General features: G+C 68.8%; 13 protein-coding genes. 10 read left to right on the plus strand and 3 right to left on the minus strand.

Going from position 1 to position 17,855, the window contains the following annotated elements:
• Positions 1-82 precede the first annotated feature (82 nt).
• The 4 genes from mfd to F3J18_RS02200 all read left to right on the plus strand — a co-directional run bounded on the left by mfd (position 83) and on the right by F3J18_RS02200 (position 6,990).
• Positions 83-3,553 (plus strand): transcription-repair coupling factor, encoded by a 3,471-nt coding sequence (mfd, locus tag F3J18_RS02185; protein ID WP_025096722.1) that lies wholly within the window; start codon positions 83-85, stop codon positions 3,551-3,553.
• 204 nt (positions 3,554-3,757) lie between these two features.
• The gene (gene argE, locus F3J18_RS02190) at positions 3,758-4,978 is read left to right on the plus strand and encodes an acetylornithine deacetylase (protein ID WP_166911110.1); all 1,221 of its coding nucleotides are present in this window, start codon (positions 3,758-3,760) and stop codon (positions 4,976-4,978) included.
• Between the two features lie 50 nt (positions 4,979-5,028).
• A complete protein-coding gene (locus tag F3J18_RS02195; protein WP_025096721.1) occupies positions 5,029-6,051 on the plus strand; it encodes a threonine/serine dehydratase in 1,023 nt (340 codons plus the stop codon).
• Between the two features lie 402 nt (positions 6,052-6,453).
• A complete protein-coding gene (locus F3J18_RS02200) occupies positions 6,454-6,990 on the plus strand; it encodes a DUF3574 domain-containing protein (protein WP_240154535.1) in 537 nt (178 codons plus the stop codon).
• A gap of 134 nt (positions 6,991-7,124) precedes the next feature.
• On the opposite strand, the gene F3J18_RS02205 is transcribed toward F3J18_RS02200, so the two are convergent.
• Positions 7,125-9,644: a penicillin-binding protein 1A gene (locus tag F3J18_RS02205; protein WP_025096719.1), complete on the minus strand. Its 2,520-nt coding sequence runs from the start codon at positions 9,642-9,644 to the stop codon at positions 7,125-7,127.
• Positions 9,645-10,177: 533 nt separating this feature from the next.
• Here F3J18_RS02205 and F3J18_RS02210 point away from each other — a divergent pair.
• The 4 genes from F3J18_RS02210 (at position 10,178) to F3J18_RS02225 (ending at position 13,712) form a co-directional block, all read left to right on the plus strand.
• Complete coding sequence (locus F3J18_RS02210) at positions 10,178-10,858, plus strand: PspA/IM30 family protein (RefSeq protein ID WP_013698375.1); 681 nt, start codon at positions 10,178-10,180, stop codon at positions 10,856-10,858.
• A gap of 88 nt (positions 10,859-10,946) precedes the next feature.
• Entirely contained in the window at positions 10,947-12,194 is a 1,248-nt protein-coding gene (locus tag F3J18_RS02215) for a tetratricopeptide repeat protein (protein ID WP_036040065.1), read from the plus strand.
• A gap of 234 nt (positions 12,195-12,428) precedes the next feature.
• Positions 12,429-12,869 carry a large conductance mechanosensitive channel protein MscL gene (mscL, locus tag F3J18_RS02220; RefSeq protein WP_013698377.1) on the plus strand — a complete coding sequence of 147 codons (441 nt, stop codon included), beginning with the start codon at positions 12,429-12,431 and terminating at the stop codon, positions 12,867-12,869.
• A gap of 405 nt (positions 12,870-13,274) precedes the next feature.
• Positions 13,275-13,712 (plus strand): hypothetical protein, encoded by a 438-nt coding sequence (locus tag F3J18_RS02225; RefSeq protein ID WP_013698378.1) that lies wholly within the window; start codon positions 13,275-13,277, stop codon positions 13,710-13,712.
• A 144-nt stretch (positions 13,713-13,856) separates the two neighbouring features.
• On the opposite strand, the gene F3J18_RS02230 is transcribed toward F3J18_RS02225, so the two are convergent.
• Positions 13,857-14,777: an NAD(P)-dependent oxidoreductase gene (locus tag F3J18_RS02230; protein WP_181162936.1), complete on the minus strand. Its 921-nt coding sequence runs from the start codon at positions 14,775-14,777 to the stop codon at positions 13,857-13,859.
• A gap of 78 nt (positions 14,778-14,855) precedes the next feature.
• On the opposite strand from F3J18_RS02230, the gene F3J18_RS02235 reads away from it, so the two are divergent.
• Both F3J18_RS02235 and F3J18_RS02240 read left to right on the plus strand, forming a co-directional pair.
• Complete coding sequence (locus F3J18_RS02235; RefSeq protein WP_166911112.1) at positions 14,856-15,065, plus strand: dodecin; 210 nt, start codon at positions 14,856-14,858, stop codon at positions 15,063-15,065.
• Positions 15,066-15,298: 233 nt separating this feature from the next.
• Positions 15,299-16,228, plus strand: a complete 930-nt coding sequence (locus F3J18_RS02240; RefSeq protein WP_013698381.1) for a LysR substrate-binding domain-containing protein — start codon at positions 15,299-15,301, stop codon at positions 16,226-16,228.
• 84 nt (positions 16,229-16,312) lie between these two features.
• Here F3J18_RS02240 and F3J18_RS02245 read toward each other — a convergent pair whose 3' ends face one another.
• Positions 16,313-17,740 (minus strand): 8-oxoguanine deaminase, encoded by a 1,428-nt coding sequence (locus F3J18_RS02245; RefSeq protein ID WP_240154536.1) that lies wholly within the window; start codon positions 17,738-17,740, stop codon positions 16,313-16,315.
• Positions 17,741-17,855 lie beyond the last annotated feature (115 nt).

Raw genomic sequence — 17,855 nt, forward strand, 5'->3', positions numbered from 1 at the left:
ATCACGGATTTTATAATAGGTCTTTCGCCTCGGCCGCCGTGCCGCTCGCCGCGCCCCGGCGCACGCCATTCCAGCCTCGTCCATGCCAGAAAACGCCAGCACCCCGTCGTCCCCCGTCGCACTCGTGAAACCGGGCCAGCGCTTCGCCTTCGACGGCGCGCACGGCTCCGCCGACGCCCTCGCGATCGCCCGCTACCTGTCCGCCCACCAGGGCGAGGTGCCGCTGGTCGCGGTGATCTGCGCCAATGCCGTCGACGCGCAGCGGCTCTCGCAGGAGATCGGCTTCTTCGCGCCGAACGCGCGCGTGCGCCTCCTGCCCGATTGGGAAACCCTGCCCTACGACACCTTCTCGCCGCACCAGGACCTGGTCTCGGAGCGGCTGGCCACCCTGCACGACCTCGGCGAGGGGCGCTGCGACATCCTGCTGGTGCCGGCCACCACGGCGCTCTACCGGATGCCGCCGGCCGCCTTCCTGGCCGCCTACACCTTCGCCTTCACCCAGGGCGAGCGGCTCGACGAGGCCAGGTTCAAGGCGCAGCTGACGCTGGCCGGCTACGAGCACGTCAGCCAGGTGGTGCGCCCGGGCGAATACTGCGTGCGCGGCTCGCTGATCGACCTGTTCCCGATGGGCTCGCCGCTGCCCTACCGGATCGACCTGTTCGACGACCAGGTCGACTCGATCCGCGCCTTCGATCCCGACACGCAGCGCAGCCTCTACCCGGTGCGCGACGTGCGCCTGCTGCCGGGCCGCGAATTCCCGTTCGACGAGGCGGCCCGCACCGCCTTCCGCAGCCGCTGGCGCGAGACCTTCGAGGGCGACCCGAGCCGCGCGCCGATCTATCGCGACATCGGCAACGGGGTGCCCTCGGCCGGCATCGAGTACTACCTGCCGCTGTTCTTCGAGGACACCGCCACGCTGTTCCACTACCTGCCGCCGCGCGCGCACCTGGTGTTCAGCGGCGACCTGGACACCGCGATCCGCCGCTTCACGGCCGATACCAGACAGCGCTACAACTTCCTCTCGCACGACCGCGAGCGGCCGATCCTCGAGCCGCAGCGCCTGTTCCTGTCCGACGACGATTTCTACACGCTCGCCAAGCCCTTCGCGCGCGTGGTGCTGCCGGCCCAGGCGCCGGGCGGCTGGGCCACCGCGCTGCCGCCGCTGGCGCTGGAGCGCCAGGCCGAGGATCCGCTCGCCACGCTGCGCGCCTACCTCGCGAGCACGCCCAACCGCGTGCTGTTCACGGTCGAATCGGCGGGCCGTCGCGAGACCATCGCGCAATTGTTCGCCGAGCACGGGCTGCGCCCGGTCGGCAACGACAGCTACGCCTCGTGGCTCGCCAGCGACGAGCGTTTCGCGCTCGGCGTGGCGCCGCTGACCAGCGGCTTCGCGGTGCCCGGCGAGGCTTACGCGATCGTCACCGAAACCGAGCTGTACGGCGCCACCGGCCGCCGCGCGGGCCGGCGCCGCCAGGAGCAGGCCAGCAACGTCGACGCGATGGTGCGCGACCTCTCCGAGCTCAAGGTCGGCGATCCGGTGGTGCATACGCAGCACGGCATCGGCCGCTACATGGGGCTGGTGTCGATGGATCTCGGCGAGGGCGACACCGAATTCCTGCATCTCGAATACGCCGGCGAGAGCAAGCTCTACGTGCCGGTCTCGCAATTGCACGTGATCTCGCGCTACAGCGGCGCCGATCCCGACAGCGCGCCGCTGCACTCGCTGGGCTCGGGCCAATGGGAGCGCGCCAAGCGCAAGGCCGCGCAGCAGATCCGCGATACCGCGGCCGAGCTGCTCAACCTCTATGCGCGCCGCGCCGCGCGCGAGGGCCATGCCTTCGCGCTCGAGCCGCGCGACTACGTGAAGTTCGCCGAAAGCTTCGGCTTCGAGGAAACGCCCGACCAGGCCGCCGCGATCGCGGCCGTGATCGGCGACATGACCAGCGGCAAGCCGATGGACCGCCTGGTGTGCGGCGACGTCGGCTTCGGCAAGACCGAGGTGGCGCTGCGCGCGGCCTTCATCGCCGTGATGGGCGGCAAGCAGGTGGCCCTGCTCTCGCCCACCACGCTGCTGGCCGAGCAGCATACGCAGACCTTCATCGACCGCTTCGCCGACTGGCCGGTGCGGGTGGCCGAGCTGTCGCGCTTCAAGTCGACCAAGGAGGTCAATGCCGCGATCGGCCAGATCAACGAGGGCAGCGTCGACATCGTGATCGGCACCCACAAGCTGCTGTCCTCGGACGTGCAGTTCAAGCGGCTCGGGCTGGTGATCATCGACGAGGAGCACCGCTTCGGGGTGCGCCAGAAGGAGGCGCTCAAGGCGCTGCGCGCCGAGGTCGACGTGCTGACGCTGACCGCCACGCCGATCCCGCGCACGCTGGGCATGGCGCTGGAAGGCCTGCGCGACTTCTCGGTGATCGCCACCGCGCCGCAGAAGCGGCTGGCGATCAAGACCTTCGTGCGGCGCGAGGAGGACAGCGTGATCCGCGAGGCGATGCTGCGCGAATTGAAGCGCGGCGGCCAGGTCTACTTCCTGCACAACGAGGTCGAGACCATCGAGAACCGCAAGGCCATGCTCGAGGAGCTGGTGCCCGAGGCGCGCATCGCGATCGCCCACGGCCAGATGCACGAGCGCGAACTCGAGCGCGTGATGCGCGACTTCGTCGGCCAGCGCGCCAACGTCCTGCTCTGCACCACCATCATCGAGACCGGCATCGACGTGCCGAGCGCGAACACCATCATCATGCACCGCGCCGACAAGTTCGGCCTGGCCCAGCTGCACCAGTTGCGCGGGCGCGTCGGCCGCTCGCACCACCAGGCCTATGCCTACCTGCTGGTGCACGATCCGCAGTCGCTGACCAAGCAGGCGCAGCGCCGGCTCGAGGCGATCCAGCAGATGGAGGAACTCGGCTCGGGCTTCTACCTGGCGATGCACGACCTGGAGATCCGCGGCACCGGCGAGGTACTCGGCGACAAGCAATCGGGCGAGATCCACGAGATCGGCTTCCAGCTCTACACCGACATGCTCAACGACGCGGTCAAGGCGCTCAAGAACGGCCGCGAGCCGGACCTGCTCGCGCCGCTGGCGGCCACCACCGAGATCAACCTGCATACGCCGGCGATCCTGCCGGCCGATTACTGCGCCGACGTGCAGGAACGCCTGTCGCTCTACAAGCGCCTGGCGAACTGCGAGGACGGCGAGTCGATCGACGCGATCCAGGAGGAGCTGATCGACCGCTTCGGCAAGCTGCCGCAGCAGGCCAACGCGCTGGTCGAGACGCACCGGCTGCGGCTGGCGGCCAAGCCGCTGGGCATCAGCAAGATCGACGCGAGCGAGGCCGTGATCGGCCTGCAGTTCGTGCCGAGCCCGCCGATCGATCCGATGCGCATCATCGAGATGGTGCAGAAGCACAAGCACGTCAAGCTCGCCGGCCAGGACAAGCTGCGCATCGAGACGCGCACGCCCGACCTGGCGATCCGCGTGTCGACCGTCAAGGAAACGCTGCGCGCGCTGGGCCTGCCCTCGGGCGGACAGAAAGCCGGCGCACGCTGAAACGGCGAATCCGCGACGGACGGCGGCGGCGGGTGGCGAGCGACGACGGGTCCCGACGCCAACGGCGAATCCCGCCGCCCGCGCCGGAAATGGCGGATCGTCCGCTGGCCCGGCGAAAATCGTGCTGCAGCGCAAGGCGGCCCGCGAACGCGGGCCGCGGCGTTTTTGACGTATGATTTTCGTATTGCCATCCGGAGTTTCACCATGCGTTCCGTCGACGCCGCCGCGCCGCCCGCCCACACCGCCGCTCCCGCCGCCGATAGCCCCATCAGCCTCGACTGGGTCCGCGACCTGGTCGCGATGGACACCACCAGCCGCGTACCGAACCTCGGCCTGATCGAAACCGTGCGCGACGCGCTGGCCGAGCGCGGTATCGCCTCGACGCTGACACACGACAAGCGCGAGGGCTGGGCCAACCTGTTCGCGACGATCCCCGCCCACGACGGCGCCACCGACGGCGGCGTGGTGCTGTCCGGGCACACCGACGTGGTGCCGGTCGACGGCCAGGACTGGGACAGCGACCCGTTCAAGCCGGCGATCCGCGACGGCCGGCTGTACGGCCGCGGCACCTGCGACATGAAGGGGTTCATCGGCGCGGCGCTCGCGCTGGTGCCCGAGATGCAGGCCGCCAGGCTCGCCAAGCCGATCCATTTCGCGCTGTCCTACGACGAGGAAATCGGCTGTGCCGGCGCCCCGCTGCTGATCGCCGACCTCAAGCAGCGCGGCCTCAACCCCAGCGGCTGCATCGTCGGCGAGCCGACCAGCATGCGCCCGATCATCGCCCACAAGGGCATCAATACCTATCGCTGCTGCGTGCGCGGGCACGCCGCCCATTCCTCGCTGACGCCCAAGGGGCTCAACGCGATCGAATACGCGGCGCGGCTGATCTGCCATATCCGCGACATCGCCGACGAATTCCGCGCCAAGGGCCCCTTCGACGAGCTCTACGACGTGCCGTTCACCACCGCGCAGACCAGCCAGATCCAGGGCGGCAACGCGATCAACACGGTGCCGGCCGAATGCCGTTTCTCCTTCGAATTCCGCAACCTGCCGACGCTCGATCCCGATGCGATCTTCGCGAAGATCGACGCCTATGCGCGCGATACGCTGCTGCCGAAGATGCGCCGCGAGCATCCCGACGCGGCCATCGAGATCTCGAAGATCGCCTCGGCGCCGGGGCTCGACGCCGACGAGCAGGCCGCGATCACGCAGCTGGTGCGCGCGCTGAGCGCCGACCAGTCGCAGCGCAAGGTCGCCTACGGCACCGAGGCGGGCCTGTTCGCCAATGCCGGCATCCCGAGCGTGGTCTGCGGGCCCGGCAACATCGAGCAGGCGCACAAGCCGAACGAATACGTCGAGCTGGCCCAGCTCGACGGCTGCGAACGCTTCCTGCGCAAGTTCATCTACAGCATGACCCTCGCCTGATCCGCCCGATACGGCACTCGCCGTTCGCGGCGGGTGCCCCGCCCGCCGCCATGTCGACTCTCGCTCCCCCTACCGCCCACGCCGCCATCAACGGCGAACCGATCCCCACGCTCGACGACATCGCCGCCGAGCACTTCGCGCTGACGCCCTGGGTCTCGCGCACGCCGGTGTTCGAGCGTGCCGACCTGCCGGCGCTGGAAGGCACCCACGTCAACCTCAAGTTCGAGCTGCTGCAGGCCAGCGGCAGCTTCAAGCTGCGCAGCGCCTTCGCCAACCTGCTGGCGCTGAGCGAGCCGCAAAAGCGCATCGGCGTGACCTGCGTGTCATCGGGCAACCATGCGACCGCCGTCGCCTACGCGGCGATGCGGCTCGGCCTGAGCGCCAAGGTGGTGATGCTCGACAGCGCCGGCGCCGCGCCGCTCGCGCTGTGCCGCCAGTACGGCGCCGAGGTGGTGCTCGCGGCCGGCCGCGCCGACGCCTTCGAGCTGGTGCGGCGCATCGAGGCCGAGGAAGGCCGGCAGTTCATCCATCCCTTCAACGGCTATCGCACCATCCTCGGCACCGCCACGCTCGGCTACGAATGGGCCACCCAGGCACCCGACCTAGACGCGGTGATCGTGCCGGTCGGCGGCGGCGGCCTGGCGGCCGGCCTCGCTACCGCGCTGCGGCTGGCCAATCCGCGGGTGCGCGTATACGGCGTCGAACCCACCGGCGCCGACGTGATGAGCCGCAGCTTCGCGGCCAACCGGCCGGTCGAGGCGCGCGCGCCGCGCACCATCGCGGACGCGCTGGCCGCGGCCACGCACACCGAGGAATACAGCTACGAGCTGTGCCGGCGCCATCTGGAGCGGCTCGTCACGGTCGACGACGATGCCTTGCGCGCGGCCATGCTGTACCTGTTCACGCATCTCAAGACCGCCGTCGAGCCGGCCTGCGCCGCGCCGATCGCGGCCCTGCTCGGGCCGCTGCGCGAAACCCTGCAGGGCCGGCGCGTGGGCGTGCTGCTGGCCGGCTCGAACATCGAGGCGCCGCGCTTCGCCGCGCATCTCGAGGACGCCCGGCGCGGCCACTGAGCGCCAGGGGCGCGACGATATCCCCAGCTTGTGTTGAAGAACCTGTGGACAAGCGCCTGACAAGCGAGCCAAGTGCTTGATCGGTCAGGCTTTCGCCGCGCTGCCTCGAATCGGTCACGAAATGCGCAGGGCGCCGCCGCGGCCGGTTTCGCGCCGCGCTTGACGCGGCCCCTGCCCGTGCCGCATCCTCGCCGGAAATTCCTTGTGCGCTCAAGGGCTTGGGGCGCCTTCCCCGGGCTTATCAACAAGGATCTCAACACAAACTGTGGATAAATCGCGCAGCATCGGTCGAGGCCGTCGACCGCCTGCCCGCGCGAGAGCAGACTCGCAGCACGAGCCGGTGCGCCGCGCCATGCGAACCGGTATCGCCATCCAGCCTTCGCCAAAGAAAGGAGTCTCGCGATGCTCGTCAAGCCGTCCCGCCGTGATCCGGTTTCCGCGTCGAGCCCGAGGTCGACCTCGGCCTCGCCCTCCCTACCCGCGGCACGCCGCTCGCTGCGCCTCGCCATCGTGTTGTCGAGCGCGGGCTGGCTCGCCGCCTGCGCGCCGCTGCCGGCCACCTCGCAGGCGGGCGCCGCGCCCGACAACCCGCCCGCCTGCGATGCGGCCGGCACCCATCCCGCCTGGCAGGCCGAACTGATGTTCGGCCGCGATATCGCCGGCCGCGGCCCGGTCACCGATGCCGAGCGCAGCGCCTTCGTCGCCGAGATCGTCACGCCGCGCTTCCCCGACGGCCTCACGCAATGGGATACGCAGGGCCATTGGCGCGATCGCGAAACCGGCGCGATCGTGCGCGAAGCCTCCTTCGTGATCCGCCTGGTCGCACCGCCCACCTCCACCACGCGCCAGGCGCTCGACGACGTGCGCGACGCCTACAAGCAGCGCTTCCGGCAGCAATCGGTCGGGCTGCTCGTCACGGATATCTGCGCGGCGTTCTGATCGCGTCCCGCCCCGCGCGGCTGCCTCCAGGCGCATCCGCGCAAAGCGCCGGGACGAAAAAAAGCCCGGCAGGATCTGCCGGGCTTTCGCCATTTCTCGCGGCGCCCGCCTGCCGCGGCGGGCACCTTCTTTCGTCAGGGCTTGTTGCCCTCGAACATGTCCATGATCTGCTGCCGTTCCTGCTGCGTGACCGGCGGCGGCGTGAGACCCGCCGCGCCCGCCGCGCCGAGCGCGTCATTGGCATTGATCGGGTTGCCGGCCTCGTTGATGTCGACGTTCGAGACGAAGCCGTTGCCCGGCGTGTGATCGGCGAAGTACAGCTCGCCGTCGATGGTGGTCAGGCCGTCGGGCATCGCCATCTGCTGCTCGGGCACGCCGCGCAGGGCGGTGCGCATGTAGCTGACCCAGATCGGCAGGGCCAGCTGGGCGCCGAATTCGCGGCTGCCCAGGCTCTTGGGCTGGTCGTAGCCCATCCACGCGACCGCCACCAGCGACTGCTGGTAACCGGCGAACCAGCCGTCCTTGGCGTCGTTGGTGGTACCCGTCTTGCCCTGCAGGTCGCCGCGGCCCAGCACGTTCGAACCGGCGCCGGTGCCGGCGGTGGCCACCGTGTGCAGCAGGCTGTTCATCACGTAGGCGTTGCGCGCGTCGACGGTGCGCTGCGCGTTGCTGCCGGCGATCGCCGGCTGCGCCTTCTGCAGCGGCTGGCCGTGCGCGTCGTCCACTTCCGCGATCAGGTAGGGATCGACGCGGAAACCGCCGTTGGCGAACACCGAGTAGGCCCCCGCCAACTGCAGCGGCGTGACGAGCCCGGCGCCGAGCGCCATCGGCAGGTAGGGCGGCGTCTTGGACGGATCGAAGCCGAAGCGCTGCGTCACGTAATCCTGCGCGTACTTGGTGCCGATCGAGGCCAGGATCCGGATCGAGACCAGGTTCTTCGAGCGGCGCAGCGCATCGCGCATCGACATCGGGCCGTCGGGCTGGTCGTCGTCCTTCGGCTCCCAGGCGGTGCCGCCCGGCGTGCTCGGCGGGAAGTACAGCGGCGCGTCGTTGATGATGGTCGCCGGCCCCAGGCCCTTCTCGAGCGAGGCCGAGTAGATGAAGGGCTTGAAGCTCGAACCGGGCTGGCGCCAGGCTTGCGTGACGTGGTTGAACTTGCTCTTGTTGAAATCGAAGCCGCCCACCAGCGAGCGGATCGCGCCGTCCTGCGGCGTCAGCGCGATCAGCGCGCCTTCCACCTGCGGCAGTTGCGAGACCTGCCAGGCATCCTTGCTGTCCTTGGTGACGCGCACGATCGAGCCGGGCTTGATGCGCAGCGCGTCGCTCGCGCGCGGGCTCAGCGCGGCCGCCACGAAGCGCAGGTTCGCGCCGTTCACGGTGGCGCTCTCGCCGCCGACGAACTGCACCTGCACCGCCGAGGGCGAGGCCGCGGTGACCACCGCCGATTGCAGGTCGCCGTTGTCGGGATGGTCGGCCAGCGCGTCGTCGATCGCCTCGTCGCGCGAATCGCCGGGCGCCGGCAGCGCGATGAAGCCTTCCGGGCCGCGATAGCCGTGACGGCGCTCGTAGTCGAGGATGCCGCGGCGCACCGCCTGGTAGGCCGCCTCCTGGTCGGCCGAGTTGATGGTGGTGGTGACCGTCAGCCCGCGCGTATAGGTTTCGTCCTTGTACTGCGCGTACATCATCTGGCGCACCATCTCCGAGATGAACTCGGCATGCACCGCGTACTGGTTGCCCGGCGTGCGCGTGTGGATCTCCTCCTTCACGGCCTGGTCATACTGCTGCGGCGTGATGTAGCCGAGATCGCGCATGCGCTGCAGGATGTACTCCTGGCGCACCTTGGCGCGCTTGGGATTGACCACCGGGTTGTAGGCCGAGGGCGCCTTGGGCAGCCCGGCCAGCATGGCCGCCTCGGCCAGCGTGATGTCCTTGAGGTCCTTGCCGAAATACACGCGCGCGGCCGCGGCGAAACCATAGGCGCGCTGGCCCAGGTAGATCTGGTTCATGTACAGCTCGAGGATCTGGTCCTTGCTCAGGGTCTTCTCGATCTTGTACGCGAGCAGCATCTCGTAGATCTTGCGCGTGTAGGTCTTCTCGCTCGACAGGAAGAAGTTGCGCGCCACCTGCATGGTGATGGTGCTGGCGCCCTGGCGCGCGCCGCCGTGCATCAGGTCGGCCACGCCGGCGCGCAGGATGCCGACGAAGTCGACGCCGCCGTGCTCGTAGAAGCGGTAGTCCTCGATCGCGAGCACCGCCTTCTTCATCACGTCGGGAATGTCCTGGAAGCGCACCAGGCTGCGGCGCTCCTCGCCGAACTCGCCGATCAGCACGTGGTCGGCCGTGTAGACGCGCAGCGGCACCTTCGGCTGGTAGTTGGTCAGCGCGTCGAGCGAGGGCAGCTGCGGGGCCATCACCACCAGCGCATAACCGACGATCAGCGCGCCGATCACGCCGGCCACCGCGAACAGCCCGGCGAACCACAGCGCGATGCGCGTGCCGATCGAGCGGCGGCGGGGCTCGCGATCGTCGCGATCGCGGTCGCGACGGTGGTCGCCGCCATGGCGATCGGACTCATCCGCGTAGAACGCACCGGAAGGCGAGCGGCGTAACTTGTAATTGGGTTCGGAGTCGGACGGGCGTTTGATGATCGGCATGTCGGAATGGCGGGCGCGGCTGCGGCACCGTGGGCGTGCGCGGTTGGACTGCAGTGACGCGCGTGTGGATCGATACGTCAGGCTTTACGCGATGAGGATGGAGCGTAGCACGTCGACAGACCCCGGCACGCAGGGATCCGTTCCCGCGACGTGACAGCGCATTTTAATGAAATCGCCCCGGCGTCCCGGCGTTTTTTTGTAAGAATTTCCTCTATTTGCCCCGTCCTGGGGCGCGCGGCGCGATTCAGTGCCCATCTCGACGGCCCGCTTCGACGCATCGAGCACGCTTGTCTGCATAACGAGCCTTTCAATCGCGAAAGCATTGTATCCATCTGTGTTCGCCCCCTTGGAAATGCCCCCTTCGACCGTATTTTCCCGTCGCGCGAAGCGAGCTGCGCTCCCTCGCAAAACGCCGTGTTTAAGCGGCGTTTAAGCGATCCGGTGGTGTAATATCCGCCGGCATGTCGGGCGCGAACGCGCCGCGCGGCTGAGGTGGTCGCCGACCACTTCGTTTTTCATCCATGGAGGGTTTCATGTCGCTTTTCGACTCTGTTTCGCGCACGCTCAAGGGCCTGCTGAATGACGCGGCCGACTCGGTGCAGGATCCGTCGCGCGACGCACGCCAGATCGTGCGGGAGCTCGACGACAGCATCGCCCGGGCCGAGAACTCGCTGATCGAGATCGAAGCCCAGGTGGCCACCCAGCGCAGCAAGCGCGACGCGGCCGCCGACAAGGTCAGGAAGTACGAGGACGGCGCCAAGCGCGCGCTGCAATCGGGCGACGAATCGCTGGCCCGCGAGGCGCTGACGGCGCAGACCAACGCCGAGGTCGAGCGCGATGCGCTCGCGCACGAACTCGAGGCGCTCGAGCCGTCGGTCGACAAGCTCAAGGCGCAGATCGCCGACATGCGCCAGCGCCGCAACGACCTCAACACGCGCTCGAACATCCTGCAGGCCAAGCAGGAAATCGCGCAGGCCAAGGACGTCGCGGCCACCGCGCTGGGCGGGATCGGCGGCAAGGACCTGTCGGCCGACTTCCAGAAGCTGGAGGACAAGGTCGCGCTGTCGAACGCACGCTCGGACGCGCGCCTGAACTCGGCCGACAACAACAGCGGCAAGGCGCTCGACGACAAGCTCGCCGCGCTGAACCGCGGCCCCTCGGTCGACGATCGTCTCGAAGCGCTGAAGAAGCAACTGAACACGCCGGCGCAGTAACACGCGCACCGGCCGCCGCGCGGCACCGGGACCTTCCCGCCCGCGCGGCCTCTCCCCTCAAGGAGGCAGGCTCGCCGCCTGGTCCATCATGAAGAAATTCGTCGCTGCCGCCGGCATCGCCCTGCTCGTCGCCTCGGCGAGCGTGTTCGCGGCCGTGCCCTCGCTCCAGCAAGTCATCCAGTCGATCAACCAGCAGAACTGGCAACGCGCCGACAGCCAGCTCAGCCAGGTCATCGCCGCTCATCCCGACAACGCGCGCGCCCACTATCTGTATGGCCAGGTGCTCGACCGCGAAGGCCGCCCGGCCGACGCGCTGGCCGCGATCGAGCGCGCCCGCTCGCTCGATCCGACGCTGCACTTCACCACCCCGAGCGCCTTCGCGCAGACCGAGTCCAGGCTGCGCGCCGACGCGAACCGCGCCTCGGGCGAACGTCGCTCGGCCACCGCCGGCGGCGCGCTGATGCCGAGCGCCACGCCGCCGAGCGCGATGCAGACTTCCTCGCTCGCGCCGGCCGCCAAGCCCGCGCATCACGGCCCCGGCATGATCGCCTGGCTCGGCCTGATCGCCGTGATCGTGGTGGTCGTGCTGGTGCTGCGTCGCACGCTGAACCGTTCGCGCGCGGCCGGCAACCAGGAAGCCGACAACGAACGGCGCGCGCAGTTGAAGCGCGCCACCGACCTGCTCAACGAGGTGCGCCCGCTCAAGCTCGATGCGCGCATCTCCACGGCACCGGGCGCGTCGGCGCTGACCGGCGAGATCGAGGCGGTCGAGAGCGATGCGCTCGGCCTGGTCGAGACGCTCTCGAAAGGCAAGAACCCGGTGGCGCCGTACCAGGTCGAGGAGCTCGAGCGACGTTTCGCGAGCCTGAAGGCACGCGTCGAGGGCCGCCCCGATCCGAACGCGGCACCGGCCGCGCCGGCGGCCGCTTCGGGTTCGGTGTTTGCTCAGGAGGCCGATCGCCTGAGCCAGCCGCAGCAGCCGTATCCGCCGTCGTACCAGCCCTATCCGCCGCAGTCGCCCTATCCGCCGCAACCGCAGCAGCCGCCCGTGATCGTGCAGCAGGGCGGCGGCTTCGGCGGCGGCATGGGCGGCCTGCTGACCGGCGTGCTGCTCGGCGAGGCGCTCTCGGGCGGCCGCGAGCGCGTGGTCGAGCGCGACGTGATCGTCGACGACCAGCGCCAGCGCTCGGGCGGCGGCGGTTTCGACCTCGGCAACAACGGCGGCGGGAACGATGCTGGCTTCGATGTCGGCCAGGGCGACAGCTGGAGCACCGACAGCGGCGACAGCGGCAGCGTCGACCTGGGCAGCAACGACGACGACTGGAACAACAGCTGAGGGCGCCTGCCCGGGATCATGCCGGGCAACGCGGGCTGCGAGCGCGCAGCAGCAACATCGAACGGGCCGGCGACGGCCCGTTTTTCATGGGCTGCCGGCAGGCCGGGACTTTGTTAACATTTTTCAGACGAACTATCGGTGTCCGATCGGGTTCGTTATGATGTCCGCCATCGCCGTGCGGGCCTTGCCGCCGCACATTCCCGTTTCTATCCCCTTCCCTGGAGCAACCCGCTTATGAGCATGATCAAGGAATTCAAGGAGTTCGCCGTCAAGGGCAACGTGATGGATCTGGCCGTCGGTGTGATCATCGGCGCCGCGTTTTCGAAGATCGTCGATTCGATCGTCAAGGACCTGATCATGCCGGTGATCGGCGTGGTCACGGGCGGCCTCGACTTCTCGAACAAGTTCATTCAGCTCGGACCCATCCCCGCCAGCTTCAAGGGCAATCCCGATTCCTACAAGGATCTGCAGGCGGCGGGCGTCGCCCTGTTCGGCTACGGCTCGTTCATCACCGTGCTGATCAACTTCATCATCCTGGCCTTCATCATCTTTTTGATGGTGCGTTTCATCAACAAGCTGCGTCGCCCGGAAGTGGCCGAGCCGGCCGCGCCGGCTCCGACGCCCGAGGACGTGATGCTGCTGCGCGAGATTCGCGACGAACTGAAACGCCGCTGATCACCCACCGCGCTTCCAGCCCGATCGAGCCCGCCGAGCGCGGGCTTTTTTGCGTCCTCTTTTGTGCGGCGCACGCGAAAATCACGCGGCGATACGCGGGAAAACACTCATCGATTCGGCCACCGAAACAAGGCTTTTTTATGAATCAGGCCTGCACGCGCCGCGTTCGCGGGACTATCATGAAGCTAGCAATGACATTACACAGGCGCAAACAGCGCCGACATGACGATCGTGGGCATTCAGCTGTCCGGCGTATCGCGGCTCGATCGAAGCCGTCGCGTCGAACTTCGTGAAGCCGGCATTTTCGTATGCTATAAAAGATCGGCATGCGGCGCTCGAGCCGGTTTGGGGGTGGGTCGCATGACAAAGCCACAAATCTTGCAATCGTTTTTGACGCGAGTGTTTATGTCCTTTCCGAAAAAACGCCGACGCGGGCAGGACGACGGTCACGAGTCGTTTCTCGCCGTCCTGCGCCATGCGAAACCGTTCGCCCAGCTCGATACCAAGATCGCGCGCGCCAGGGCTCAGGACGAGCCGGTGCTGTACGCGCACGTGCTGCCGGGCCTGGACGTCCTGCTCTGCACCGTGCGCGGTGCGCATCCGCCCTATCCCGCCATCGCCGACCTGCGCAAGCGCTGCGTCGAGTCGATCAGTCATGCGCTCGAGCAGCCGCTCGACGGGCTGGAGAACGGCGGCTACTGGTACGAGGCGAACGGCTTCGGCTTCCTGGTGTTCGCCAGCCGAGCGCGGGCCCGCATCCTGCCGGAATTCGCCGGCGGCCCGGCGGGCGAGCGCAGCGCGAGCCGGCAGAACGCCGGCGACACCACGCCCCGCTCGCTCTGAGCCGCCGGACCCGAACGGGCCGCGAGTCGATCAGGACCGCGGCCCGCTTCGTATCGGCTGACGATCCGGGTCGCCTGCCGGCGCTCCCGCCGCGCGACGAGCACCACGACGGCGACGCGCCGCCATCCCCTTGCGCGATGTCCCTCAGGCGCGCCCGCCCGGGCGCACGATATCGATGAAGGCCGAGAAGTCGGCATCGGCCAGGCCCATCGCCGAACCCAGGCGCAGCAATTGCTGGACGGCGCCCGCCACCGGCATCGCGGCGCCCGCCTCGCGCGCGGCATCGGCGATTGTTTCGGCATCCTTCCTGAAGGTGGAGAGCGCGCCGAGCGGCGCGTGCCCGGCCGAAGTCATGCGCGGCACGAAGGTCTGCAGCAGCACCGAATCGGCCCAGCCGCCCGCCAGCGCCTCGGACAGCCGCGCGGCATCGATGCCGCTGGCCTGGGCGAGCCCGACCGCCTCGGCGATCGCGGCCACCGTGGCAGTGACGATCGCCTGGTTGCAGAGCTTGGCCGTCTGTCCCGCGCCGGCCTCGCCCAGATGCGTGAGCCGCGAGGCATAGGCGGCGATCAGCGGACGAACCGCCTCGACCTCGTCGGCCGGGCCACCCGCCATCACCGCGAGCGTACCGGCCTGCGCGCCCGGCACGCCACCCGAGACCGGCGCGTCGATCCAGGCCACCCCCGCTTGCGCGGCGCGCGCCGCGTAGTCGCGCGTGGCGGCCGGCGGAATCGAGGAATGATCGACGATCCGGCGCAGGCGCCGCCGCTCCGGTTCGCCGGACAGCAGCCCATGCGCGCCGAACACCACCTCGCCGACCGCGGCCGCGTCGAGCACGCACAGCATCACCGTCTCGACCCGCCCGGCCATCTCGCGCGGCGTATCCGCCACGCTGGCGCCCTCGGCCGCCAGCACCTCGGCCCTGGCACGCGTGCGATTCCAGACCTGCACCTGGTGCCCCGCGCGCAGCCAGTGCCGAATCATCGGCGCGCCCATCAGTCCCGGCCCGCAAAATCCTGCTTCCACGTCGTTCCCCGCAATCGAATTGAACTCGGCGCCCATCATACCGATCACTCCTAGATGCGCGGGCACTCGGCAGCGCTGCCGGCTCTCGCGCATGCGTCCACTGACTCCGGAGGAATCATGAGCGACCATGTCTACAAGCTGATCGAACTCACCGGTTCGTCGCAGAAATCGAGCGACGATGCCATCCGCAACGCCATCGCCAAGGCCGCCAGGACACTGCATGGCCTGAACTGGTTCGAGGTGATCGAAACGCGTGGCCATATCGAGGGCGACCAGGTCATGCATTGGCAGGTCACGCTGAAGGTTGGCATCCGCCTCGACGACTGAACCCCGCTGCTTCGCCACTGCGGTCTTGCGCGCGACACCTCGACAGCGAGGTGCCGCGCTTGCGGATCGCACCGCCGTCAACGATCCCGCCACGGCGTTATTCCCCTTCAAATATCTCGAAACCCCGCTCTACTGCGGTTTACGCCCGCTTGACGCTCATTTCTGTCCATATTAAAAATCATATATCCCCATGATCAATCGATCAGCCTGAAGATATATAACCCGGAGAAAACATGAGCCAACAACGCGAGGCGATCGACACCTACCTGCTGCGCGTCCTGCACACGCTGCTGATGGAGCGCAGCGTGACGCGCGCGGCGGTCAAGCTGAACCAGTCGCAGCCGGCGATCAGCGCCGCGTTGCGACGGCTGCGCGACATCACCGGCGATCCGCTGCTGGTGCGCGGCAAGTCGGGCATGGTCCCGACCGAATACGGGCTGCGCCTGCTCGAGCCGGTGCAGAACGCGCTGCGCGAGATCGAGCGCATCAAGTTCCAGCAGCACAACTTCGATCCCGCCACCTCGATCCGCTGCTACCGGATCGGCTGCCCCGACTACCTGAACGTGCTGTTCGTGCCGACCGTGGTGGAGCGCTTCCGCCACGCGGCGCCGAACGCGACGCTCGAATTCCATTCGCTCGGCCCCGCCTTCGACTACGAGCTGGCGCTGGAGGACGGCAAGCTCGACATCGTGATCGGCAACTGGCCCGAGCCGCCCGAGCAGCTCCACCTGTCGAACCTGTTCGTCGACAAGATCGTCTGCCTGATGAGCAACACGCATCCGTTCGCCAAGCGCGGCGGGCTCACGCTCGACCAGTACCTGAACGCGCCGCACCTGGCGCCCACGCCCTACTCGGTCGGCCAGCGCGGCGCGATCGACGTGCACCTGGCGCGCGAGCGGCTCAAGCGGCACGTGGTCGTCACGCTGCCCTACTTCAACCTGGCGCCCTATGTGCTGGTGAAGTCGGACCTGATCTTCACCACCACGCGGCTGTTCGCCGACCATTACGCGAAATTCCTGCCGCTGTCGGTGGTGCCCGCCCCGCTCGATTTCCCGCCGATGCAGTACTACCAGCTCTGGCACGAACGCTGCCATTACTCGGACGAGGTGCGCTGGCTGCGCAGCCTGGTGGCCGAGGCCACCCGCACGTTGATCGACGCTTGAAGCGCCTGCGCGGCTGGCGGCGCCTCGGCGCGTCGCCGGCCACGCAGAGCGCGGTGCGCGCCGCGAGCCTTGTCCGAACCCGCCTTAGCGCGCCGCTTCCAGCAACTGCCGCGCGAGCCGGTTGTGATGCTCCACCAGCGGCCCGAGATCGACCGTCGCGAGCTGCCCCTCGCGCACCAGCACCCGCCCGTTCACGACGCTCCAGGCCACCTGCGACGGCGCGCAGAACACCAGCGCGGCGACCGGGTCGTGCAGCGCGCCGGCGAACAAGGGCTGGCGCAGGTCGTAGGCGACGAAATCGGCGGCCATGCCCGGCGCCAGCGCGCCGATGTCGTCGCGGCCGAGCACGCGCGCGCCGCCGAGCGTGGCGATCTCCAGCGCCTCGCGCGCCGTCATCGCATCCGGCCCGAATCCAACCCGCTGCAACAGCAATGCCTGGCGCACCTCGGCCACCATCTGCGCGCCGTCGTTCGAGGCCGAACCATCCACGCCGAGCCCGACCGGCACGCCGGCCAGCCGCATCCGGCGCACCGGCGCGATGCCCGAGGCGAGCCGCATGTTCGAGCACGGGCAATGCGCGACGCCCGTGCCGGTGCGCGCGAACAAGGCGATGCCGGCCTCGTCGAGCTGCACGCAGTGCGCGTGCCAGACATCGGGGCCGACCCAGCCGAGATCCTCGGCATATTCGGCCGGCGTCATGCCGAATTTCTCGCGGCTGTAGGCGACGTCGTTGACGTTCTCGGCCAGGTGCGTGTGCAGCGAGACGCGATGCGCGCGTGCGAGCTTCGCCGATTCGCGCATCAGGTCGCGACTCACCGAGAACGGCGAGCACGGCGCCACCACGATGCGCAGCATCGCGTAGCGTGCCTCGTCGTGCCAGGTCTCGATCAGGCGCTGCGTGTCGGCGAGGATCGCGTCCTCGCGCTCGACCACCGAATCGGGCGGCAGGCCGCCGTCGCGCTGGCCGACGCTCATGCTGCCGCGGCTGGCATGAAAGCGCAGGCCGATCCGCTGCGCGGCGCCGATGCTGTCGTCGAGCCGGGCACCGTTCGGATAGAGATAGAGGTGGTCGCTCGAGGTGGTGCAGCCCGAGAGCAGCAATTCCGCCATCGCCGTCAGCGTCGAGACCTCGATCATCTCCGGGGTCAGGTTCTCCCAGATCCGGTACAGGTTCGTCAGCCAGCCGAACAGCTCGGCGTCCTGCGCGGCCGGCACGGCGCGCGTAAGGCTCTGGTACATGTGGTGATGGGTATTGACCAGGCCCGGGATCACCAGGTGGCCGCGCAGGTCGAGCACCTCGTCGGCCGTCTCGGGCAGCGTGTCGGTCGGGCCGACCGCGACGATCCGGTTGTCCTCGACGTAGAGGCCGCCGTCGCGGATTTCGCGCCGTTCGCCGTCCATCGTCACCAGCACCTCGGCATGGCGTACCAGCAACGTGCGGCCGGGACGGCCGGTGTTGGAATGGAAGGAGGAGGAAGCTTGCGCGGCATGGCGCGCGATCGGGTCCTGCATGGTGGTTCTCCGTTCGGTGGCGCCGCCTGGGCGGCCTGGCGGCATCCGACCGGGAGCGGCGGCGCCGGAAACCGTGCCGCCGCGTCCTGTCGAACGCCCGTGGCCCGGTTACCCG

The organism is Burkholderia sp. Ax-1720 (assembly GCF_011753035.1).
GTDB classification, from domain to species: Bacteria; Pseudomonadota; Gammaproteobacteria; order Burkholderiales; family Burkholderiaceae; genus Burkholderia; species Burkholderia gladioli.